This is a genomic window from Nocardioides sp. NPDC087217, from assembly GCF_044744805.1.
Lineage (GTDB): Bacteria > Actinomycetota > Actinomycetes > Propionibacteriales > Nocardioidaceae > Nocardioides.
Map to the genome: position 1 here is coordinate 247,131 of NZ_JBIUZB010000004.1, position 20,398 is coordinate 267,528.

At 68.8% G+C, this 20,398-nt stretch carries 20 protein-coding genes; 3 read left to right on the forward strand and 17 right to left on the reverse strand.

What is annotated here, in order from left to right:
- Positions 1-34: 34 nt before the first annotated feature.
- The 13 genes from ACIO3S_RS19295 to typA form a co-directional block, all read right to left on the reverse strand.
- Positions 35-517: a MarR family transcriptional regulator gene (locus tag ACIO3S_RS19295; protein ID WP_201451218.1), complete on the reverse strand. Its 483-nt coding sequence runs from the start codon at positions 515-517 to the stop codon at positions 35-37.
- A 36-nt stretch (positions 518-553) separates the two neighbouring features.
- Positions 554-1,063 carry a hypothetical protein gene (locus ACIO3S_RS19300; protein WP_400467035.1) on the reverse strand — a complete coding sequence of 170 codons (510 nt, stop codon included), beginning with the start codon at positions 1,061-1,063 and terminating at the stop codon, positions 554-556.
- Between the two features lie 79 nt (positions 1,064-1,142).
- The gene (locus ACIO3S_RS19305; protein WP_400467037.1) at positions 1,143-1,478 is read right to left on the reverse strand and encodes a DUF4333 domain-containing protein; all 336 of its coding nucleotides are present in this window, start codon (positions 1,476-1,478) and stop codon (positions 1,143-1,145) included.
- 114 nt (positions 1,479-1,592) lie between these two features.
- On the reverse strand, positions 1,593-2,492 hold the full coding sequence (thpD, locus tag ACIO3S_RS19310) for an ectoine hydroxylase (RefSeq protein WP_400467040.1): 900 nt from the start codon (positions 2,490-2,492) through the stop codon (positions 1,593-1,595).
- On the reverse strand, positions 2,489-2,923 hold the full coding sequence (locus ACIO3S_RS19315) for an ectoine synthase (RefSeq protein WP_400467042.1): 435 nt from the start codon (positions 2,921-2,923) through the stop codon (positions 2,489-2,491). The genes thpD and ACIO3S_RS19315 overlap by 4 nt, the downstream gene beginning before the upstream one ends.
- A 28-nt stretch (positions 2,924-2,951) precedes the next feature.
- Positions 2,952-4,769 carry a diaminobutyrate--2-oxoglutarate transaminase gene (gene ectB, locus ACIO3S_RS19320; protein ID WP_400467045.1) on the reverse strand — a complete coding sequence of 606 codons (1,818 nt, stop codon included), beginning with the start codon at positions 4,767-4,769 and terminating at the stop codon, positions 2,952-2,954.
- 114 nt (positions 4,770-4,883) lie between these two features.
- Positions 4,884-5,879 carry a LacI family DNA-binding transcriptional regulator gene (locus tag ACIO3S_RS19325; protein WP_400467048.1) on the reverse strand — a complete coding sequence of 332 codons (996 nt, stop codon included), beginning with the start codon at positions 5,877-5,879 and terminating at the stop codon, positions 4,884-4,886.
- 14 nt (positions 5,880-5,893) lie between these two features.
- The gene (locus ACIO3S_RS19330) at positions 5,894-7,363 is read right to left on the reverse strand and encodes a glycoside hydrolase family 1 protein (RefSeq protein ID WP_400467051.1); all 1,470 of its coding nucleotides are present in this window, start codon (positions 7,361-7,363) and stop codon (positions 5,894-5,896) included.
- Positions 7,360-8,190, reverse strand: a complete 831-nt coding sequence (locus tag ACIO3S_RS19335; RefSeq protein WP_400467054.1) for a carbohydrate ABC transporter permease — start codon at positions 8,188-8,190, stop codon at positions 7,360-7,362. The genes ACIO3S_RS19330 and ACIO3S_RS19335 overlap by 4 nt, the downstream gene beginning before the upstream one ends.
- On the reverse strand, positions 8,187-9,179 hold the full coding sequence (locus ACIO3S_RS19340; RefSeq protein WP_355020901.1) for a sugar ABC transporter permease: 993 nt from the start codon (positions 9,177-9,179) through the stop codon (positions 8,187-8,189). The genes ACIO3S_RS19335 and ACIO3S_RS19340 overlap by 4 nt, the downstream gene beginning before the upstream one ends.
- Positions 9,180-9,182: 3 nt before the next feature.
- Positions 9,183-10,475: an ABC transporter substrate-binding protein gene (locus ACIO3S_RS19345; RefSeq protein WP_400467058.1), complete on the reverse strand. Its 1,293-nt coding sequence runs from the start codon at positions 10,473-10,475 to the stop codon at positions 9,183-9,185.
- A gap of 158 nt (positions 10,476-10,633) precedes the next feature.
- On the reverse strand, positions 10,634-11,467 hold the full coding sequence (locus tag ACIO3S_RS19350) for a ketose-bisphosphate aldolase (protein ID WP_400467061.1): 834 nt from the start codon (positions 11,465-11,467) through the stop codon (positions 10,634-10,636).
- A gap of 76 nt (positions 11,468-11,543) precedes the next feature.
- Positions 11,544-13,436, reverse strand: coding sequence for a translational GTPase TypA (typA, locus tag ACIO3S_RS19355; RefSeq protein WP_400467064.1), 1,893 nt, complete (start codon positions 13,434-13,436; stop codon positions 11,544-11,546).
- A gap of 99 nt (positions 13,437-13,535) precedes the next feature.
- On the opposite strand from typA, the gene ACIO3S_RS19360 reads away from it, so the two are divergent.
- A complete protein-coding gene (locus ACIO3S_RS19360) occupies positions 13,536-14,834 on the forward strand; it encodes a M4 family metallopeptidase (protein WP_400467066.1) in 1,299 nt (432 codons plus the stop codon).
- Positions 14,835-14,840: 6 nt separating this feature from the next.
- On the opposite strand, the gene ACIO3S_RS19365 is transcribed toward ACIO3S_RS19360, so the two are convergent.
- Positions 14,841-15,530: an aspartate/glutamate racemase family protein gene (locus ACIO3S_RS19365; protein ID WP_400467069.1), complete on the reverse strand. Its 690-nt coding sequence runs from the start codon at positions 15,528-15,530 to the stop codon at positions 14,841-14,843.
- A 94-nt stretch (positions 15,531-15,624) separates the two neighbouring features.
- Positions 15,625-16,368: an SDR family NAD(P)-dependent oxidoreductase gene (locus tag ACIO3S_RS19370; protein WP_400467072.1), complete on the reverse strand. Its 744-nt coding sequence runs from the start codon at positions 16,366-16,368 to the stop codon at positions 15,625-15,627.
- Positions 16,369-16,514: 146 nt separating this feature from the next.
- Between ACIO3S_RS19370 and mshA the strand changes: the two genes are divergently transcribed.
- Both mshA and ACIO3S_RS19380 read left to right on the forward strand, forming a co-directional pair.
- Positions 16,515-17,771 (forward strand): D-inositol-3-phosphate glycosyltransferase, encoded by a 1,257-nt coding sequence (gene mshA, locus ACIO3S_RS19375; RefSeq protein WP_400467075.1) that lies wholly within the window; start codon positions 16,515-16,517, stop codon positions 17,769-17,771.
- On the forward strand, positions 17,768-18,283 hold the full coding sequence (locus ACIO3S_RS19380; protein WP_400467078.1) for a YbjN domain-containing protein: 516 nt from the start codon (positions 17,768-17,770) through the stop codon (positions 18,281-18,283). Before mshA ends, ACIO3S_RS19380 begins: the two co-directional genes overlap by 4 nt.
- Here ACIO3S_RS19380 and ACIO3S_RS19385 read toward each other — a convergent pair.
- Together ACIO3S_RS19385 and ACIO3S_RS19390 are read right to left on the reverse strand one after the other, a co-directional pair.
- Positions 18,280-19,182, reverse strand: coding sequence for a DMT family transporter (locus ACIO3S_RS19385; protein WP_400467080.1), 903 nt, complete (start codon positions 19,180-19,182; stop codon positions 18,280-18,282). The genes ACIO3S_RS19380 and ACIO3S_RS19385 overlap by 4 nt on opposite strands.
- Before the next feature lie 198 nt (positions 19,183-19,380).
- Entirely contained in the window at positions 19,381-20,364 is a 984-nt protein-coding gene (locus tag ACIO3S_RS19390) for a GlxA family transcriptional regulator (protein ID WP_400467083.1), read from the reverse strand.
- Between the last annotated feature and the right edge of the window lie 34 nt (positions 20,365-20,398).

Consider the following 20,398-nt stretch of genomic DNA (forward strand, 5'->3'; position numbering starts at 1 on the left):
CCTGGCGTACTTGCCAGTACGCGACGTCGGCGTCTCAGCCGACGGCATCCCCCGAGGCCGCGCGGAGCTGGGTGAGCAGCGCGGTCAGGCCGTGCACGTCGTCGATGCCGGGTTTCTCGAAGACCTCGCTGTTGAGCGAGATGGTGGCCGCCTCGACGACCTCGCGTCCGGCGTCGGAGATGGCGGCGAGGACCACGCGACCGTCGTCGGCGGAGCGGCTGCGGCGTACGAAGCCCTGCTTCTCCAGGCGGGCGACGGCGCTGGTCACCGAGGCGGGGTGGACCTGGAGGCGGGAGCCGAGCTTGGCCATCGGGAGCTGGCCGTCCTGGGTGAAGGAGAGGAGGCGGAGCACCTCGTAGCGGGCGAAGGAGAGGTCGTGGGGGCGCAGCGCCGCGTCGACGCGCTCCATCACGAGCTGGTGCACGCGCACGAGCGAGGTCACCAGCGCCATCCCGTCGGCGGCATCGGCCCAGCCGTGCGCGATCCACTGCCGTTTCGCCTCGCCGATCGGATCCATGCGGGCCAGCATCACACAGATGGCTTTACGAAATGATTACGACGGCGCGCCGAACGTCCCGAGCAGGTTGAGAATCACCGCGACGCCGATGACGGTCGCGATCACCGAGAGCGTCACGACCAGGCCGACGGCGACGGAGAAGCCCGCCCCCTCGTGCCGTGCGCCGCGCTGCTGCAGCGCGTAGAGCCGGGCGACGCTGGTGATCAGCGTGCGCCCCTCCTCGGCGTCGAAACGGTACTGGTCCAGGTCGGGGACCGCCTCGGGGTCGTGCACGGTCCACACGCCCTGGTCGGTCTGCTCGTCATCGGCCTCGATGCGGCGTACGCCGGTCCTCTGCGTGTGCGGCACGTCGCCGAACCAGACGAGGCTGCGGGTGTCCTCGATGATCGCGTACGAGCTCCGGGTCGGCATCGAGACGTGGTAGGTGAAGACCCAGTGCAGCTTGGCGGCCAGCAGCGTGGAGTGCCAGCGTTCGTCGGCCAGGTCGAGCTCCACGTCGAAACCGCGCGCCGTCTCGGTCGCCTTGTAGGGCGTTCCGTCGCACACGCGCGCGACATGTTCGAAGAAGGGCCTCGCATGAGGGGACACGTCTCAAGAGGTTATCGGTTCCGAGGACTCTGTGGGCTCACTCCGTGGCGTTGGGCGGCACGTCGATCTGGAAGTGGACCCGGCCACCGTCGACGTCGTCGACGGTGAGGATCGCGTCGTACTTCTCGCCCTCGGAGGTGAGGACGCAGGTCATCTCCGTGCCGACCTTGCCCTCGAGATCACCGGGGCAGTCGAGATCCTCGGGCGTGACGCCGATGGCGTTGGTGAGCTGCTCGGTCGCGATCCGCTCGACCGTCTTCTCCTGCACGTAGTCCTTGTCCGAGCCGCCGCAGGCCGTCAGAGACAGACTGAGCGGCAGCACGAGCAGTGCCGCGCCGGTGGTGGCGCCCGAGAAGGCGCGGGTGCGTGTCATGCGCACAGACTAGGGGTAGGCAAAGATCAGGCAGACGTACGCCGCACCAGCACGGGCGAGCAGACGCGAGCGGCCGCCGACCCCGATGGGGCCGGCGGCCGGGCGGCGGAGGGGTCAGCCCACCGGAGTGAAGTCGCGCGCCCCGATGAACGTGGGCCGCGGCCTCGGGGCCGAGAACGGCTCGACCGCGGTGTTCTCCACGCTGTTGAACACCAGGAAGACGTTCGAGCGCGGGTAGGGCGTGATGTTGCCGTTGGACCCGTGCATGCAGTTGCAGTCGAACATGACTGCGCTGCCGGCGGCGCCGGCGAGCACGTCGATCCCGTAGGTGTCCGCCATCTTCGTGATGGTCTCCTGGTCCGGGGTGCCCGCACCCTGCATCACCAGCGAGGACTTGTAGTTGTCCTCGGGAGTGGCGCCACCGCACGAGACGAACGTCCGGTGCGTGCCGGGCATGATCATCAGCGGCCCGTTGAAGGAGTGGTTGTCGGTCAGCGAGATCGAGATGCTGGCGGTCCGCATCCGGGGCAGGCCGTCCTCGGCGTGCCAGGTCTCGAAGTCGGAGTGCCAGTAGAAGTCACCGCCGCCGAAGCCGGGCTTGAAGTTGATCCGGCTCTGGTGGATGTAGACGTCCGAGCCGAGGACCTGCCGCGCCCGGCCGACCACGCGCGGGTCGGCTGCCAGCCGGGCGATGAGGTCGCTGGTCCTGTGCACCTCGAAGATCGAGCGCACCTCCTGCGAGGCGGGTTCGATGATGGTGCGCTCGTCGGCCCGGGTGTCCGGGTCGTTGCTGAGCCGGTGCAGCTCGGCGCGCAGCTCCGCGACCTCCTCGCGCGTGATCAGCTCGGGGACGGTCAGGTAGCCGCGCTCGTCGTAGGAGTCGAGCGTCTGCTGATCCATCGGCCCGTCGGCCGCGGTGCCGCAGACGACCTCGTCCAGGCGGGGGAGCGTGCTGAAGCCCTCTTCGAGACGGGTGGGGTACACGTCCTCGACGTGTTCGATCGCAGCGGTCATGCAGGTACCTCCTCGGTCGGGTTGCTGGCGTCGGGCTCGGTGAGGAGCGGGTAGACGCCGTCCTCGTCGTGCACCTCCCGGCCGGTGACCGGCGGGTTGAAGGTGCAGATCAGACGCAGGTCGGTATGGGCGGTGACGGTGTGCTTGTCGTGCTTGTCGAGCAGGTAGCACATCCCGTCGCGGATCTCGTACGTCTCTCCGGTCTCGCGGTCGAGGAGCTCGCCCTCACCGCCGACGCAGTAGACGCACTCGATGTGGTTGGCGTACCAGAACTCGTTCGTCGTCCCGGCGGGGATGTTGGTCTCGTGGAAGGAGAAGCCGACGCCCTCGCGGGCCAGCACGATCCGGCGGCTTCGCCAGGTGCCGTGCTCGGACTCGACGCGTACGTCTCGGTCGGTCTTGTCGAGGTCTTCCAGATAGGTGACGCGCATGTTCTCTCGTTTCAGCTGTCGGGGGAGGTCAGGCCGGGTTGCCGTCGCCGAGGACGGACGCGGTGGCCTCCTCGACGATGGCGAGACCGCGGGCGAGCTCCTCGGAGGTGACGGTCAGCGGCGGCATCGTCTTGAGCACCTCGTCCTCGGGGCCGGAGGTCTCGACCAGCAGGCCCCGCTCGTACGCCGCCGTCGCGATCTTCCCGGCCGCGCTGACGTCCGGGAAGGCGATGCCGGTCAGCAGGCCGCGGCCGCGGACGGTCGCACCCTCGTACCGCTCGGCGACCTTCGTCAGCCCGTCCCGCAGCTCGGCGGCCTTCGCCTGGACGTCCTTCTGGAAGGAGTCGTCGGACCAGTACGTCTCCAGCGCCGCCCGGCCGGTGACGAAGGCGAGGTTGTGACCGCGGAAGGTGCCGTTGTGCTCACCGGGCTCGAACTGGTCCAGCTCGGGCCGGATCAGGGTCAGCGCCATCGGCAGGCCGAAGCCGGAGATCGACTTCGACAGACAGACGATGTCGGGGGAGAACCCGGCCTCCTCGAAGCTGAAGAAGGTGCCGGTACGTCCGCAGCCGGCCTGCACGTCGTCGACGATCAAGATGATGTCGTACTCGCGGCACAGGTCCGAGAGCGCCTTGAGCCACTCCAGCCGGGCGGCGTTGAGGCCGCCCTCGCCCTGAACGGACTCCACGATGATCGCGGCCGGCTTGTCGACGCCGGAGCCGCTGTCCTGGAGCACCCGCTCCAGCCACATGAAGTCGTCGACGGCACCGTTGAAGTAGTCGTCGTACGGGATCTTCGAGCTGTTGGTCAGCGGGATGCCCGCGCCCTTGCGCTTCATCGAGTTGCCGGTCACCGCGAGCGAGCCGAGCGTCATCCCGTGGAACGCGTTGGTGAACGACAGCACGTGCTGTCGTCCGGTCACCTTGCGCGCCAGCTTGAGCGCGGCCTCGACGGAGTTGGTCCCGGTCGGACCGGGGAACATCACCTTGTAGTCGAGGTCGCGCGGCTCGAGGATCAGGTCCGAGAAGGCTTGCAGGAAGTCCCGTTTCGCGCTGGTGTGCATGTCCAGGGAGTGCAGGATGCGGCCCTCGCGCAGATAGTCGAGCAGCGGCTCCAGCAGAGCGGGGTTGTTGTGCCCGTAGTTGAGCGCGCCGGCTCCGGCGAAGAAGTCCAGGTACTCGGTCCCGTCCTCGCTGGTGACGGTGGCGCCCTGGGAGTGGGTCATCACGGCGGGCCAGCTGCGGCAGTAGCTGCGTACCTGTGACTCCAGGGAGTCGAAGATCGCAGTGGCAGGTTCGGTGGTCGTCGTCATGGGTATGACACCTCCGTGATCGGGTCGTGCGGGTGGGAACGGGCCGATGCGGAACAGCAGCTCCGCGTCGTGCCCGTCGGGGAACATCGCGGCTTCGAAGAGCGGCGTGCGCTCGATCGGGGCGCCGCGTGCGTTCGCGAACGAGGTGAACAGGGCGATGGAGGCGCTGTTGTCCGCGGTGATGGTCGTCTCCAGGTGGCGTACGCCCTGGTCGACGGTGAGGCGGTCGACGAGCTCGTCGAGCATGCGGCGGGCCAGGCCCTGGCCGCGGTGCTGCTCGTCGACGGCGACCTGCCAGATCATCAGGCTCTCCGGATCGTCCGGACGGAGATAGCCGGTGACGAATCCTCCTGGATCGTCATCGACGGTCGCGATGAGCGACGTCTCTGCGAAGTCGCGCGCCCACAGCAGGTAGGCATACGAGGCATTGACGTCGAGTACCCGAGATTTCGTTGCCATCCGCCACAGGTGCTGACCGTCCTCGAGGTCCGGTGAGCGGAAGTCGACTCGGGAAGCCGACTTCAGGCGGGGCACGCTGCCAGTCGAATTGCGATGTGGCATCGCCACACGACGCTAACAGCCTTGCCGCGGGCATGCTCGGGTCGCGTCCGCACTCCGATATGCAGGCGGACGAGGCTGCGTGTCAGGTCAGGCGGACGTACGCCGCACCAGCTCGGGCGCGAAGACGACCCGCCGCGGGAGGGTGGTGGTGCCGTCGAGCTGGGCGAGGAGGAGCCGGCAAGCCTCGGTGGCCATCGCGACGATCGGGTTGGTCATGGTGGTGAGCGGCGGAACCGTGCGTGCTGCCGTGCCCAGGTCGTCGAAGCCGATCAGGGCGATGTCATCGGGCACGCGCAGGCCGCGCTCGCCCAGGCAGCGCAGGGCACCGGCAGCCATCAGGTCCGAGGCAGCGAAGATGCCGTCGAGGTGGGGGTGGGCATCGAGGAGGCGCCCGCAGGCGAGCGCGCCGCCGTCCTCGGTGAAGTCGCCTTCGACCATGGCCTCGTCCGACAGGCCGGTCTCGGCGAGCTCGGCCCGCCAGCCGGTCAGCCGGTCCCAGCCGGCGTGCATGTCGGCTGGTCCGGCAATGGTGCCGATCCTTCGGCAGCCGCGATCGACCAGGACGCGGGTCGCCTGCCGTCCGGCGCCGACGTTGTCGCTGTCGACGTAGGACACCAAGTCCTCGCTGGTCCAAGGACGGCCGATGAAGACGTTCGGCAGGCCGATGGCGGCCAGATGGTCCGGAAGGGCGTCGCTGCGGTGGTGAGAGACGACGATGGCCCCGTCGACGTGGCGTCCGCGCAGGTAGCGGAGCATCCGCTCCTCCTCGCCGCCCTGCGCGATCAGCAGCACCACCTGCAGGTCGCGCTCGGACAGGACCCGCGTGACGACGTGCAGCGTGCGCGCGAAGAACGGGTCGGAGAAGACCCGCTCGTCGGGCTCGGGCACGACCAGCGCGACCGAGTCGGTGCGCCGCGTGACCAGCGACCGCGCCGCCGGGTTGGGGGTGTAGCCGAGCGTGCGGACCGCTTCGGACACGGCCTCAGCGGCCTTAGCGGAAACGCGGGAGCCGCCGTTGATGGCACGCGACGCGGTCGCCCGGCTGACACCAGCCAGCCGAGCGACCTCGTCGAGCGTGGGCATGTTCACGACAGTGCCTATTCCTTCCGGGCCGGCACCCGGTTGTTGGCGGCGACGTCGGCGAACCAGAGGCCGCTGTCCTTCGGCGTACGCACCTGGGTCTCGAAGTCCACGTGCACGATCCCGAACCGGTGCGCGTAGCCGTAGCTCCACTCGAAGTTGTCGAGCAGGGACCAGGCGAAGTAGCCGCGTACGTCCGCACCCTGCTCCATCGCGTCGAGAGTCGCCCGCAGGTGCGTGTCGATGTAGTCGAGTCGGGCGGTGTCGTGCACGGCGCCATCCTCCACCACATCATCGTAGTAGGCCCCGTTCTCGGTGATGTAGACGGGCGGGGCGCCGTACTCACCGCTGAGCCGGGTCAGCAGCCTGGTCAGCCAGACCGGGTCGATCTCCCAGTCGCGGGCGGTCGTGGCGCGGCCCGTACGCGGGGTGACGAACTCGGCGCCGGGGTAGGGGTTCCCCCGCGGCAGGTCGGAGTGCACCAGCCGGCTGCCCAGCACCTGGTCGGGGTCGATCTCGAACGGCTCCGCCGCGATGGCGTTGCCGAAGTAGAAGTTGATCCCGAGCACGTCGAGCGGCGCGGAGATGACCTCCAGGTCGCCCTCGAGCACCCAGTCCTGCCACGGACGGCCCTGGAAGGTCAGGCCCTCGGTGTCCGCGGCCAGGTCGTCGGCGTACTTGCCCCGGAACAGCGGGTCGAAGAACACCCGGTTGTGCAGACCGTCGATCCGCCGGGTCATGTCGACGTCCTCGGGTCGGTCGGCGTCGTAGGGGTCGACGACCGTCGGGTTGAGGGTGATGCCGAGGGACTTGCCGTTCTCCGGCGTCGCGCCGCGGGCGCGCAGCTCGTTGATCACGAGCCCGTGCCCGAGCATGAGGTGGTGGGCCGCGACGATGCCGGCCACGCCCTCCTGGCGACCCGGCGCGTGCTGGCCACCGGAGTAGCCGAGGAACGCCGAGCACCACGGCTCGTTCAGCGTCGTCCAGTTGTCGACGCGGTCGGAGAGCGCGTCGTAGACGGTCGTGGAGTACTCCACGAACCGGTAGGCGGTGTCCCGGCTGGTCCAGCCGCCCTGGTCCTCCAGCGCCTGCGGCAGGTCCCAGTGGTAGAGCGTGATCCACGGCGCGATCTCGGCCTCGAGCAGCTCGTCGACGAGACGGCTGTAGAAGTCGAGCCCCGCCTGGTTGACCTTCCCGCCGTCGGGACGGATCCGCGGCCACGCCGTCGAGAACCGGTACGAAGCCAGGTTGAGACGCTTCATCAGCGCGACGTCCTCGGGCACCCGGTGGTAGTGGTCGCAGGCCACCTCGCCGGTGTCGCCGTTGAGGATCGCCCCCGGCACCTTGGTGAAGGTGTCCCAGTTGCTGGGTGTACGTCCGTCCTCGTCGATGGCTCCCTCGATCTGGTAGGAAGCCGTCGCCGCACCCCAGAGGAAGTCCTGGGGAAACGTACGCTCGGCGCGGGCTGGGTTTGTCGAGAGATTCATCCCTTGACGGCTCCTTGCATGATGCCGGACACCAGGTGGCGGCCGGTGGCGATGAACAACAGAAGTAGGGGCACGGTCGCGAGGATCGTTCCGGCCTGGACCAACGCCATGTCGGCATGCCCCTGTCCAGGCGCGACCTTGAGCGCGTCCAGCGCGGTCTGCAGGGTCTGTACGTCGGAGCCCTGCAGCACGATCAGCGGCCACATGAAGTCGGTCCACACCTGCATGAAGGTGAACAGGCCGAGGATCGCCATCGCGGGTCTCGCTGCCGGGATGGCGACGGTCCAGAACGTACGGATCATGGACGCGCCGTCGACGCGGGCCGCGTCGATGAGCTCGTCGGGGATCGCGTCGACGAGGTACTGCCTCATGAAGAAGACACCGAACGCGGTCACCACCCACGGCAGGATCACGGCGGCGTGGGTGCCGGTCAGACCGAGGTTGGAGAACTGCTTGAGCATCGGCACCAGCGCCAGCTGGGTCGGGACCGCCAGGGTGGCGACGACGAAGATCATCCCCACGTTGGAACCGCGGAAGCGGAGCTTGGCGAAGGAGTAGCCGGCCAGGGTCGAGAAGAGCACGACCGAGGCGGCCGAGATCCCGGAGATGATGATCGAGTTGAGCAGCGCCGACCAGAAGTCGATCCGGTCGAAGACCCGGGCGGCGTTCTCGAAGAAGTGCCCTCCCGGGACCAGCGGCGGAGGCGCCTGGATCGCCCGATGCCGGGTGACCGAGCCGATGACGAACGACCAGTACAGCGGGAACGCCGAGCCCAGCAGGAACGCCGTGAGCAGGCCGTAAACGAGGAATCCGGGACGTCTGCTCATCTGAGGTTCCTCCGTTGTACGGCCCGGGTGACCAGGAAGTTGACCAGGGCGATTCCCACGATGATCAGGAACAGCACCCAGGCGGCGGCGGCCGCACGTGGATAGGGGTTGGTCGTGGTCTGGGCGGTGTTGAAGACGTACATCGTCAAGGTCGTGTACTGGAAGTCGGAGCCGCCCTGGAAGCGCAGGTTGGTGTCGAAGATCCGGGGCTCGGTGAAGATCTGCAGGCCACCGATGGTCGAGGTGACGATGACGAAGATCATCGTCGGCCGGATCGAGGGCAGCGTGACGTGGAAGAACTGCTTCACCTTGGAGGCGCCGTCGATCTCGGCCGCCTCGTAGAGATCCCGCGGGATCGCCTGCATGGCGGCGAGGATGATCAGAGCGTTGTAGCCCGTCCAGCGCCAGTTGACCATGGTCGCGATCGCGGTCCAGCTCGCGAACCGGTCGGCGTGCCACGGCACCTTGTCGAAGCCGAAGCCGTCGAGCGTCTGGTTGATCAGGCCCGTGCCGTCGGCGAAGATCGCGCCGAAGATCATCGCGGACGCCGCAGGAGCGACCACGAAGGGCAGCAGGATGCTCATCCGCCACAGGGTGCGGCCCCGGAGCCGGGTGTCGAGCAGAGCGGCGAGGATCGTCGCCACCATGATCTGTGGCACCGAGGAGAGCAGGAAGATCCCGATGGTGTTCCAGAAGGCCTTGCGGAAGACCGAGTCACCGAGGACGTGGGCGTAGTTGTCCCAACCGACCCACGGACCGACCTCGGACCCGTAGGCGGGCCAGGAGAAGAAGGACAGGTAGCCGGTGTAGAGCATCGGGTAGAGCCCGATGAGCAGGAACACCAGGAAGAACGGCGCGACGTACAGGTAGGGCGAGAACTTGAAGTCCCACCGGGAGAGCCGGTTACGCCACGCCTGGCGGCGGGGTGCTGCCCCGGTCGAGGGCGCCGGGGTGGCGTTCTCGACCGGGGCAGAGGTGGTGGTCGGCATGGATCAGGACATTCCTTCGACGCCCTCGACGAAGGTCGCCCACGACTTCTCGGGGTCGGTGCCCTCGTCCACACGTCGGATCGCCTGCTGGAAGAGGCCCAGGATGTCGGAGTACTTGTCACCCTTGAACGGGACACCCGCCGGCACGGCCTCCGCGCGGCTGGCGAGGATCTGCGACGTGGGGGCGTTGTTGAAGTAGGGGTCGGTGGCGTTCTCGTCGGCCAGGACCGTCTGCGCCTCCAGGTTGGCCGGGAAGTTACCGGCCACCTTCGACGCGGCCACCTGGGACTCGGCGGTGGTCAGGTAGTTGGCGAACTCCTTGGCCTCCTCCTGGTGCTCCGACTGCGCCGGGACGGCGAGGTAGGAACCACCCCAGTTGCCGCCACCGCCCGGGAAGGCGTCGACGATGTCCCAGCCCTTCACCTCGGGTGCGGAGTCCTTGATGTTGGCGAACATCCAGCCCGGGCACGGGATGGTGGCGAAACCGTCGTTGGTGAAGTTGGCCGTCCAGTCCTCGCCCCACTGCTCGACCTTCGTCGAGAGGGTGGGGGCGTACTGGGCGACCGTGTCGTAGACCTCCCGGAGCTCCGGGTTGTCGACGTCGACCTTCTGGTCCTTGGTCTGGAAGGGGTACTCCACCTGGTTGAGCATCGCCTGGGCGATCGCGCCGCTGGAGTCGTACCAGGCCGTCTTCGGCATCTTCTTCTTGAACTGCTCGCCGGTGGCGAAGTAGGTGTCCCAGTCCTTGAAGAGCTCCTTCACGGCCTCGCGGTCGCTCGGGAGGCCGGCCTTCTCGAAGAGATCGGCGCGGTAGCAGAACGCCTCGGGGCCGGCGTCGGTCGGATAGCCGATCTGCTTGCCGTCGGCGGTCTGGCCCTCGAGGTACTTCGACTCCATCCAGCGGCTGTCGAGCTCCTTGTCGGTCAGGTCGACGAACTGCTCGGAGGCGCCCTCGGCGACGAGCGCGGGCATCATGTCGCCCTCGATGCCGACGATGTCGGTGAGACCCTCGCCCGACTGCAGGCCGGTGGTGAGGCTCTGCTTCCAGGTGTCCCACTCGGCAACGACGGTCTGCTTGACCTTGAAGGGGCGATCAGGGTCGGCGTTCCACTGCTCGATGAGGTCGCCGTAGCCGAACTCGCTGAAGGTCGTGATGGTCAGGGTGTCGTCCTTGCCGAGCTTGGCCTGCTCGCCGGTGTCGTCGCTGCCGCCGCAGGCCCCGACGAGGCCAGCGACGAGAGTGGCGACCGCGCCAGCGGCTAGACCGCGGCGCCAGGACTTGGAGATCTTGGACACGGGGTGCTCCTGCACGTCTGTGTGGGGAGTGAGAGCGCTTCCACTCTCGGGACTACGGAGAGTGTGATCGCGCTCACAAGGATCTGTCAAGTAGCCGGGTGGTAACGATTTTGTGATCGTGGGAGCGCTTCCACCAAACTGGGGAAAAGAGGTGTCGCTCAGCCCGAGATGACGGTGAGCAGCCGGGCGGTCTCGGCGGCCATCGCGTCGCGGCCGGCACCGAGGTAGCGGCGCTGGTCGACCAGGGCGGGGTCTGCTTCGAGGGTGTCGCGGACGGCCGCGGTGAAGGCCTTGTTGAGCTGGGTGGCGACGTTGATCTTCGTCATCCCGGCGGCGATGGCGGCTCGGAGTCCGTCGTCGCTCACGCCGGAGGAGCCGTGCAGGACCAGCGGGACGTCGACGGCGCGGCGGATCGCTGCGATCAGCGCCTCGTCCAGGGCTGCGTCGCGGGTGGTCATCTTGTGGCTCGAGCCGACCGCGACGGCGAGGGCGTCGACGCCGGTGCTGGCGACGAACGCGGCCGCCTCGGCCGGGTCCGTGCGTACGCCGGGCGTGTGGACGCCGTTCTTTCCGCCGACCTCGCCGAGCTCGGCCTCGACGTGCGCGCCGCGGTCGTGGCAGCGGCGGGCGACGGCGGCGGTGCGGGTGAGGTTGTCCCCGTAGGGGAGCTGGGAGGCGTCGTACATCACCGACGAGAAGCCGAGGTCGACCGCGATCCCGACCATTCGCTCGTCGGTCGCGTGGTCCAGATGGAGCGCGATCGGCATCGTCGAGCCGGACGCGACCGCGATCGCGGCCTGGGCCAGGGGAGCCAGGCCGCCGTGGTAGCGCACCGCGTTCTCGCTGATCTGCACGATGACCGGCCGGTTCGCGGTCTCGGCTCCGGTGGCGATGGCCTCGACGGTCTCCAGGTTGATCGCGTTGAAGGCAGCGACGCCACGGCCTTCCTCATAGGCCGAGCTGATCAGCGAGGCGGTGGTCGCGAGGGTCATGGTCGAAGTGTCGCAGGCAGCCGACGACGAGAACGGCCGCCGACCCACGAGGGTCGGCGGCCGTCCGATGAGTCGATCAGGACTTGTTGGCCTTGCGCGCCCGGCTCGCGATCTTGGCGCGGTCGTTCTGGTCGAGGACGACCTTGCGGATGCGGACCATGTCGGGGGTGACCTCGACGCACTCGTCCTCGCGGCAGAACTCCAGGCACTGCTCGAGCGAGAGCTTCTTCGGCGGGATGAGCTTCTCGAAGTTGTCGGAGGTGGCGGAGCGGACGTTGGTCTGCTGCTTCTCCTTGGTGATGTTGACGTCCATGTCGTCGGCGCGAGAGTTCTCGCCGACGATCATGCCTTCGTAGACCTCGGTCGCCGGCTCGACGAACATGACGCCGCGCTCCTGCAGCGAGGTCATGGCGTACGCCGTGGCCGCACCGGCCCGGTCGGCGACGAGCGAGCCGTTGTTGCGCGAGCGGATCTCGCCGGCCCAGCGGTCGTAGCCCTCGGAGATGTGGTGGGCGATGCCGGTGCCGCGGGTCTCGGTGAGGAACTCGGTGCGGAAGCCGATCAGGCCACGGGCCGGGACGATGAACTCCATGCGCACCCAGCCGGTGCCGTGGTTGGTCATGCCCTCCATGCGGCCCTTGCGGTTCGCGAGCAGCTCGGTGATGGCGCCGAGGTACTCCTCCGGCGCGTCGATGGTCAGGCGCTCGAACGGCTCGTGGATCTTGCCGTCGATCTCCTTGGTGACCACCTGCGGCTTGCCGACGGTCAGCTCGTAGCCCTCGCGGCGCATCTGCTCGACCAGGATCGCGAGCGCCAGCTCGCCACGGCCCTGGACCTCCCAGGCGTCGGGACGCTCGGTGTTGAGGATCTTCAGGGACACGTTGCCGATGAGCTCGGAGTCGAGGCGGTCCTTGACCAGGCGCGCGGTGACCTTCGAGCCCTTGACCTTGCCGACCAGCGGCGAGGTGTTGGTGCCGATGGTCATCGAGATGGCCGGCTCGTCGACGTGGATGAGCGGCAGCGCGACCGGGTTCTCCGGGTCGGCGAGGGTCTCGCCGATGGTGATGTCCGGGATGCCGGCGATGGCGACGATGTCGCCGGGGCCGGCGATCTCGCCCGGCTTGCGCTCGAGGCCCTCGGTGATGAGCAGCTCGGTGATGCGTACGTTCTTGACCTCGCCGTCACGGCGCATCCAGGCGACGTTCTGGCCCTTCTTCAGGGTGCCCTGGTGGATGCGGACCAGCGCGAGGCGGCCGAGGAACGGGCTCGCGTCGAGGTTGGTGACGTGGGCCTGGAGCGGCGCGCCCTCGACGTACGTCGGAGCCGGGATCGTGTCCATGATCGTCTGGAACAGCAGCTCCAGGTCCTTGGAGTCGGGCAGCTCGCCGTTGCCGGGCTGCTCGAGCGACGCGACGCCGGCCTTGCCCGAGGCATAGATCACCGGGAAGTCGAGCGCGTCCTGGCTGTGGGAGTCGTCGAGCAGGTCCATGAAGAGCTCGTACGTCTCGTCGACGACCTCCTCGATGCGGGCGTCGGGGCGGTCGACCTTGTTGACCACCAGCACGACCGGCATGTCGGCGTTGAGCGCCTTGCGCAGCACGAACCGGGTCTGCGGGAGCGGGCCCTCGGAGGCGTCCACCAGCAGCACGATCCCGTCGACCATCGACAGGCCGCGCTCGACCTCACCACCGAAGTCGGCGTGGCCGGGGGTGTCGATGATGTTGATCGTCATCCCCTCGGGCGCGCTCGGCCCGGTGTAGTGGATGGCGGTGTTCTTCGCGAGGATGGTGATGCCCTTCTCGCGCTCGAGCTCACCGGAGTCCATGACCCGGTCGGCGACCGATTCGGCCTCGTGCTCGGTGAACGTGCCTGCCTGACGCAGCATGGCGTCGACCAGCGTGGTCTTGCCGTGGTCGACGTGCGCAACGATGGCGACGTTGCGTAGATTGGCCTTGAGGATCTCGGACATGTGCGAAGCGGCTCGATTTCTGGCGCGGGACGGGACGTCTGATCTTATCCGCCGTGACCTCCTTGACCCGCATCCGGAGATGACGGTTGGCTGAGGCCCATGACTTCTCGGAAACACGTCTGCCAGATCGTGCCCCCGTATCTCATGCAGCGGCTCGACGCCGGCCGCCTCGACCAGGACAACGCGTTTCGAGCCGCTCGGGCCGAGCACCTGACCAGGGTTCTCGCCCAAGGCCCCGCCCCCGAAGCCGGCAAGACCACCGCCGAGGCCGGGGACTGGACGGTCTACACCGCCAACAACGGCACCGACCTCCCCGGGGAGAAGGTCCGCGCCGCGGGTGAGCCGGAGTCGGGCGACGAGAGCGTCGACGAGGCCGCGACCGGGATCACCGGCTCGCTGGCGCTCTTCGAAGAGGTCTACGGCCGCGACTCCTACGACGGCCGGGGCATCGAGGTCGTGATGACGGTCCACTACGACCGCGACTACGCCAACGCCTTCTGGGACGGCACCCAGCTGGTCTTCGGCGACGGCGACGGCGAGATCTTCCAGCGGTTCACCAAGGCCGTCGACGTGATCGGTCACGAGCTCTCCCACGCGGTCACCGAGCACACCGCCGGGCTCGTCTACCAGGGCCAGCCGGGCGCGCTCAACGAGTCGATGTCGGACGTGTTCGGCTCCTGCCTCAAGCAGCGCCTCCTCGGCCAGAGCGTCGACGAGGCCGACTGGATCATCGGCGAGGGACTCTTCACCGAGTCGGTCCAGGGCGTCGGGCTGAGGCACATGCTCGAGCCGGGGACCGCCTACGACGACCCCAACCTGGGCAAGGACCCGCAGCCGGCCCACATGGACGACCTCTACGACGGCACCGACGACAACGGCGGCGTCCACATCAACTCCGGCATCCCCAACCGCGCCTTCGCCCTCGCCGCCAATGCCATCGGCGGCAACGCCTGGGACGGTGCCGGCAAGATCTGGTACGCGGCGCTGACCAACGGCGCCGTCACCGCCGACACCGACTTCGCCGGGTTCGCCGCAGCCACCATCGCCGAGGCCGGCGACCAGGCCGAGGCGGTCACCAACGCGTGGTCCGAGGTCGGGGTCACCCCGGCGTCCGGGACCCCCGCGCCCGATGGTGAGGCGCCGACCAGGGTGAAGGTACGCCGCAGCGGCGGTTTCCTGGGACGTACCAAGGAGGGGGCCGCGGAGCTCGCGCCGTCGGCCGCCCACGTGGCCGCCCTGCGCAACCTGGTCGCGCAGCGCGACGTCACCCCTTCGAAGCCGAAGGGTGCCGACCGCTACATCTACGAGTTCGAGGTCGACGGCCGCACCGTCGTCGTGCACGAGGGCGACATGAGTCCCGAGCTGCGCGCCGTCGCCAACGAGCTGCTCGAGAGCTGATCAGCCTCAGGGCAGGGCGCGGTCGAGCGCGGCCTCGACGTGCACGGTGATGGCGTCGAGGATGGGTACGTCGACGTCGCTGGGTCGCACCAGGAGGCTGAGCTCGGAGGCGCCGAGGATGACGCCGTCGGCACCCGCGTCCCACAGCTCGTGGACGACCTCGAGGACCCGCTTGCGCGAGCCGGACACGATGTTCCGGTGGATGAGCTCCTCGTAGATGATCGAGTCGAGCATCTCCACGTGGAGGGTGTCGGGCAGGTTCACGTCGACGCCGTGGTCCGAGATCCGCTGGGCGAAGAAGTCGTTCTCCACGGTGTAGCGGGAGGCGAGGAACCCGGCCTTGGTGATGCCGAGCTCCTTGGCCTTCGCGGCGAGCTCGTCGGCCAGGTGCAGCACGGGTACGTCGACGGCGGCCGCCACCTCGTCGTAGACCTTGTGGAAGGTGGTGGTGCACAGCAGGATGAAGTCGGCGCCGCCGGCCACCACGCTGCGGGCTGCGGCGGTCAAGATCTCGGCGACCTGGTCCCAGGACTCCTTCTCCTGCAGTGCCGTCAGCTCGGCCAGGTCGACGGAGGCCAGCACGATCTTGGCGGAGTGGAGACCGCCGAGCCGCTCCTGGACACCCTTGTTGAGTCCCTCGTAGTAAGCGGCGGTGCTTTCCCAGCTCATGCCGCCGATGAGTCCGATCGTCTGCACGTCATCGAGTGTGACACCGTCGGCTGTCGCGTACTGAATCCTCGGCGTCGCTCTGACCTGGACTAGACCAGGTCAGAGGCCGGATCAGGGCCTATCAGCTCTCGCGGTGCACCTTGTGCGGGGCCGCCTGGGCGCGGGGCTTGATGACCAGCTCGTCGATGTTGACGTGAGCCGGACGGGTCGCCATCCACACGATGGCGTCGGCGATGTCCTCGGCCACCAGCGGGTCGGCGACGCCCTGATAGACCGCGTCGGCGGCCGCCTGGTCACCCCCGAGACGTACGAGCGAGAACTCCTCGGTCTGGACCATGCCCGGGGCGACCTCCATGATCCGCACCGGCTTGTCGACGATCTCCAGGCGCAGCGCCTCGGTGACCGCGCGGGTGCCGAACTTGGCCGCGTTGTAGCCCGCACCGCCCTCGTAGGCGCGCCGGCCGGCGATCGAGCCGACGTTGATGATCGCGCCGGCTCCCGAGGCGACCAGCGCGGGGAGCAGCGCCTTGGTCACGCGGGTCAGGCCGATCACGTTGACCTCGAACATCGCCTGCCACTTGGTCAGGTCTGCCTCGGCCACCTTGTCCACACCGAAGGCGCCGCCGGCGTTGTTGACCAGCAGGTCGAGACGGTCCCCGACCGCTTCGGCGAGCGCGGCGACGGAGTCGTCGGAGGTGACGTCGGTCGCGATCGCGGTGCCACCGATCTCCTCGGCCAGGGCCTCGATCCGGTCGGCCCGGCGAGCGGCGAGGAAGACGTGGTAGCCCTCCTTGGCGAGCTGGCGGGCGGTGGCCGCGCCGATCCCGCTCGAGGCGCCGGTGACGACAGCATTCTTGGACGACATGGAGTCATTCTCTCGTCGCTCGCTCGACTTTGCCCACCGGGTCCCACGATCGAAGACGATCCACGCGGGTTCACACGCCCGGGAATGATGAGTGAGATCCGAGTGTTGAGAGACGGGACCACAGGCATATACACAAAGGGGCAGGAATGATCCACCGCGTAGCGATGGTCAGTCTGCACACCTCTCCGCTCGACCAGCCCGGCACCGGCGACGCCGGCGGCATGAACGTCTACGTGCTCGAGCTCTCCCGGCGGCTGGCCACCCAGGGCATCGCGGTCGACATCTTCACGCGCGCGACCTCCTCGCGCCTGCCGCAGGTCGTGGAGGCGTACGACGGGGTCGCTGTCCATCACGTCCACGCCGGTCCGTTCGAGGGGCTGGCCAAGGGTGACCTTCCGGGGCAGCTGTGCACGTTCGCGCGCGAGGTGCTCCGGGCGGAGGCGTCCAACCCGCCGGGCTACTTCGACGCCGTGCACTCCCACTACTGGCTCTCGGGCCAGGTCGGCGCGCTCTCCCGCGACCGCTGGGGCGTGCCCCTGGTCCACTCGATGCACACGATGGCCAAGGTCAAGAACGAGGCGCTCGCCGAGGGCGACTGTCCCGAGCCCGAGGCCCGCGTGATCGGGGAGGAGCAGGTCGTCGACGCCGCCGACATGCTCATCGCCAATACCGACCTCGAGGCCAAGCAGCTGATCAACATGTACGACGCGGAGCCGGGCCGTGTCGCCGTCGTGCATCCCGGGGTCGACCTGCGGGTCTTCCGTCCGCGCGGACGGGCCGCGGCGCGTGCCGCGCTCGGGCTCCCTGCCCGTGCTCACGTGCTGCTCTTCGCCGGTCGCATCCAGCCGCTCAAGGCTCCCGATGTACTCCTGCGGGCGGCCGCGGTCATGCTGGCGCGTGACCCGTCGCTGCGCCCCAACCTCGTCGTGCCGATCGTCGGTGGTCCCTCCGGCTCGGGTCTGGAGCACCCGACCGGGCTCGCCGATCTGGCCGCTGAGCTGGGGATATCCGACGTGGTCCGGTTCGTCCCGCCGGTGCGCCAGGACAAGCTCGCGCTCTGGTACTCGGCCGCCTCCGTCGTCGCCGTCCCCTCCTACAACGAGTCGTTCGGCCTGGTCGCCGTCGAGGCCCAGGCCTGCGGCACGCCCGTCGTCGCGGCCGCGGTCGGCGGACTGACAACCGCCGTGCACCACGGCCGGAGCGGGCTCCTGGTCGACGGCCACGACCCGGCGCAGTGGGCCGACGCGCTCACCAACGCCATCGCCTCCCACTCACGCTGGTCCGCCCTGGCCGACGGAGCCCGCGAACACGCCCAGGACTTCTCCTGGGATCTCACCGCACGCAATACGCTCGAGGTCTATGAAGAGGCCAAGATGCTGATGCGTGAGGAGCTGACGGCATGACTGATGCGCGGACCGACCAGGAAGAGGTCGTACGCGGCTGGCTGAAGTCCAACGACCTGACCTGGGACGAGACGTCCCAGCCGGGTGGCGAGGTGGTCTTCTCGTTCTCGCTCCCGGGCGAGCGCAAGCTGCAGACGCCGGTCCGGCTCGACCTGGGGCAGCACGCCCTCGGCGTACATGCCTTCGTCTGCCGCCGCCCCGATGAGAACCACGAGACTGTCTACCGCTGGCTGCTCGAGCGCAACCTGCGGCTCTACGGGGTCTCGTTCGGTCTCGACCGGCTCGGCGACATCTACCTCGACGGCCGGCTGCCGCTGGCGATGGTCGAACCAGGCGAGCTCGACCGGCTGCTCGGCTCGGTGCTGACGTACGCGGACGAGTCCTTCAACACCATCCTCGAGCTCGGCTTCGCCTCCTCGATCCGCAAGGAGTGGGAGTGGCGCAAGCTGCGCGGTGAGTCGACCGCCAACCTCGAAGCCTTCCGGGGCTGGCTCGAGGCTGGCGAGGCCTAGCGCGGCTGGCGCCGGGTGATCAACACACCCGCGATGCACATCGCGCCACCGATGAAGGCGAGCGCCGGCGGCACCTCGTCGAGCACCAGCCACGCCATCAGGGCGGTGATGAACGGCACCAGGAACGTCGACTGCGCGAACTTGCCGGCATCGGAGTGGGAGAGGGCGTAAGCCCAGGTCACGAAGGCCAGCGCGCTCGGGAAGAGACCGAGGTAGACGATCCAGCCGATGTTGCCGACGCTGATGTCGGGGATCGTGGTGGCCAGCTCGAACGACCAGGGCAGGCAGATGACGAGGCCGGCGATGGCGTACCAGAACGTCAGCAGCAGCGCGCTCATCGTCGGCAGCAGCTTCTTCTGGGTGAGGACGCCGACGGCGAAGGTGAGCGCCGCGACGACCGAGAGGGCGACGCCGATCCAGTCGCCGGTGTCACCGTTGGCCGAGGCGCGGCCGATGACGACGACCCCTGCGAAGCCGACACCGGTGCCGATCAGGATCCACCGGTGGATCGTCTCCTTGAGCACGAGGCCGGCCAGCAGCGCCACGACGATCGGCCCGACCTGCACGATCAGCGCCGCCGTCGCCGCGTCGATCCGGCGCTCGGACTCGTTGAGCGCCAGGTTGTAGACCCCCAGCCACGACGCACCGCCCAGTGCGATCAGCGGCCATTCCTTCCGGGTCGGCAGCCGGAACCCGCCCTTCAGTGCGAGGTAGGCGCCGAGCGCCGCCACCATCACCACGAGCCGGCCCAGCGACAGGCTCCCCGGAGGAACGGTGTCGCCCAGGTGACGGATCCCGACGAACGCCGATGCCCACAGGACCAGCGTGATCCCGCAAGCGATCAGCGGCTTCCAGATCGGCGTGGTCGCAGCGGGCGCGGGGCTGATCGTCGTCGTCACGATAAAAGGGTAAAGATCCGCGCCCCAGGGCGCGAGCGGATATCAGCCATCCATGTTCGACATCCCGCCATCTCGCCCCCGCCGAGACGTCAGCCGCGTCGGCCGAGACGTCACTGGCGTCGGCCGAGAGGTCACGGTGGTGCCCACTCGGCCGACCGGAGTGACGCCTCGGCCGACCGGGGCGACGCCTCGGTGGGGTCAGCCGCGGAAGGTGCGGCGGTACGCGGTGGGGGTGACGCCGAGGGCGGCGTGGAAGTGGAGGCGGAGGGACTGGGCGGTGTTGAGGCCGCAGCGGGCGGCGACCTGCTCCATCGAGAGGTCGGTGGTCTCCAGCAGGTTGCGGGCGAGCTCGATGCGCTGGCGCTGCAGCCAGCGGCCGGGGGAGTCGCCGGTCTCGTCGCGGAACCGCCGGGTGAAGGTGCGTACGGACATCGAGACCCGGGACGCCATCGCCTCCAGGGTCAGCGGCTGGTCGAGGTGGGCGAGGGCCCAGGCGGTCGCCGCCGAGATGCCGGTGTCGCCGGGGGCGGGTGCGTGATGCCGGATGAACTGCGCCTGCCCGCCGTCGCGGTGGGGAGGTACGACCGTCGCGCGGGCGACGCGGTTGGCGACCGCGGCGCCGTGGTCGCTGCGCACGACATGCAGGCAGAGGTCCAGGCCCGAAGCCACGCCGGCGGAGGTGAGGATGTCGCCGTCGTCGACGAAAAGTACGTCAGGGTCCAGCTTGACCTGCGGAAACAGGGCCCGGAAGTCGTCGGTGTGCGACCAGTGGGTGGTCGCCGGGCGGCCGTCGAGGAGACCCGCCGCGGCGAGCGCGAAGGCGCCGGTGCAGATCGACATGATCCGGGTGCCGGGCCGGATGAGGTCGAGCGCCTCCTTCAGCGGCGCCGACAGGACCCCGTCCGAGACCGTCGGGTAGTCGAGGCCGAACTTCGGGATCACCACGGTGTCCGCGTCCGCGAGCGCCTCGGGTCCGTGCGGTGCGAGGACGACCACGTCCGAGTCCGACTGCACCGGTCCGGCGCCGCCGGTGGTGCAGGTGACGACCTCGTAGAGCAGCCGGTCCTCGCTGTCGCGGGCCCTGCCGAAGATCCGGTGCGGGATGCCGATCTCGAACGGGATGAACCCGTCCTGGATCAGCACCGCGACCCGATGCGGAGAAGCCACCCGTACGTCGCTCATGGCTGGATCTTACCGATAGATGACAATCAGGCCA

Coding starts and splice junctions, on each gene's coding strand:
- ACIO3S_RS19360 (WP_400467066.1), top strand. CDS start 13,536: ATGACTTCTCGGAAACACGTCTGCCAGATCGTGCCCCCGTATCTCATG.
- typA (WP_400467064.1), bottom strand. CDS start 13,436: ATGTCCGAGATCCTCAAGGCCAATCTACGCAACGTCGCCATCGTTGCG.
- ACIO3S_RS19390 (WP_400467083.1), bottom strand. CDS start 20,364: ATGAGCGACGTACGGGTGGCTTCTCCGCATCGGGTCGCGGTGCTGATC.
- ACIO3S_RS19315 (WP_400467042.1), bottom strand. CDS start 2,923: ATGCGCGTCACCTATCTGGAAGACCTCGACAAGACCGACCGAGACGTA.
- ACIO3S_RS19330 (WP_400467051.1), bottom strand. CDS start 7,363: ATGAATCTCTCGACAAACCCAGCCCGCGCCGAGCGTACGTTTCCCCAG.
- ACIO3S_RS19350 (WP_400467061.1), bottom strand. CDS start 11,467: ATGACCCTCGCGACCACCGCCTCGCTGATCAGCTCGGCCTATGAGGAA.
- ACIO3S_RS19335 (WP_400467054.1), bottom strand. CDS start 8,190: ATGAGCAGACGTCCCGGATTCCTCGTTTACGGCCTGCTCACGGCGTTC.
- ACIO3S_RS19305 (WP_400467037.1), bottom strand. CDS start 1,478: ATGACACGCACCCGCGCCTTCTCGGGCGCCACCACCGGCGCGGCACTG.
- ACIO3S_RS19295 (WP_201451218.1), bottom strand. CDS start 517: ATGGATCCGATCGGCGAGGCGAAACGGCAGTGGATCGCGCACGGCTGG.
- mshA (WP_400467075.1), top strand. CDS start 16,515: ATGATCCACCGCGTAGCGATGGTCAGTCTGCACACCTCTCCGCTCGAC.
- ACIO3S_RS19370 (WP_400467072.1), bottom strand. CDS start 16,368: ATGTCGTCCAAGAATGCTGTCGTCACCGGCGCCTCGAGCGGGATCGGC.
- ACIO3S_RS19325 (WP_400467048.1), bottom strand. CDS start 5,879: ATGCCCACGCTCGACGAGGTCGCTCGGCTGGCTGGTGTCAGCCGGGCG.
- thpD (WP_400467040.1), bottom strand. CDS start 2,492: ATGACCGCTGCGATCGAACACGTCGAGGACGTGTACCCCACCCGTCTC.
- ACIO3S_RS19380 (WP_400467078.1), top strand. CDS start 17,768: ATGACTGATGCGCGGACCGACCAGGAAGAGGTCGTACGCGGCTGGCTG.
- ACIO3S_RS19340 (WP_355020901.1), bottom strand. CDS start 9,179: ATGCCGACCACCACCTCTGCCCCGGTCGAGAACGCCACCCCGGCGCCC.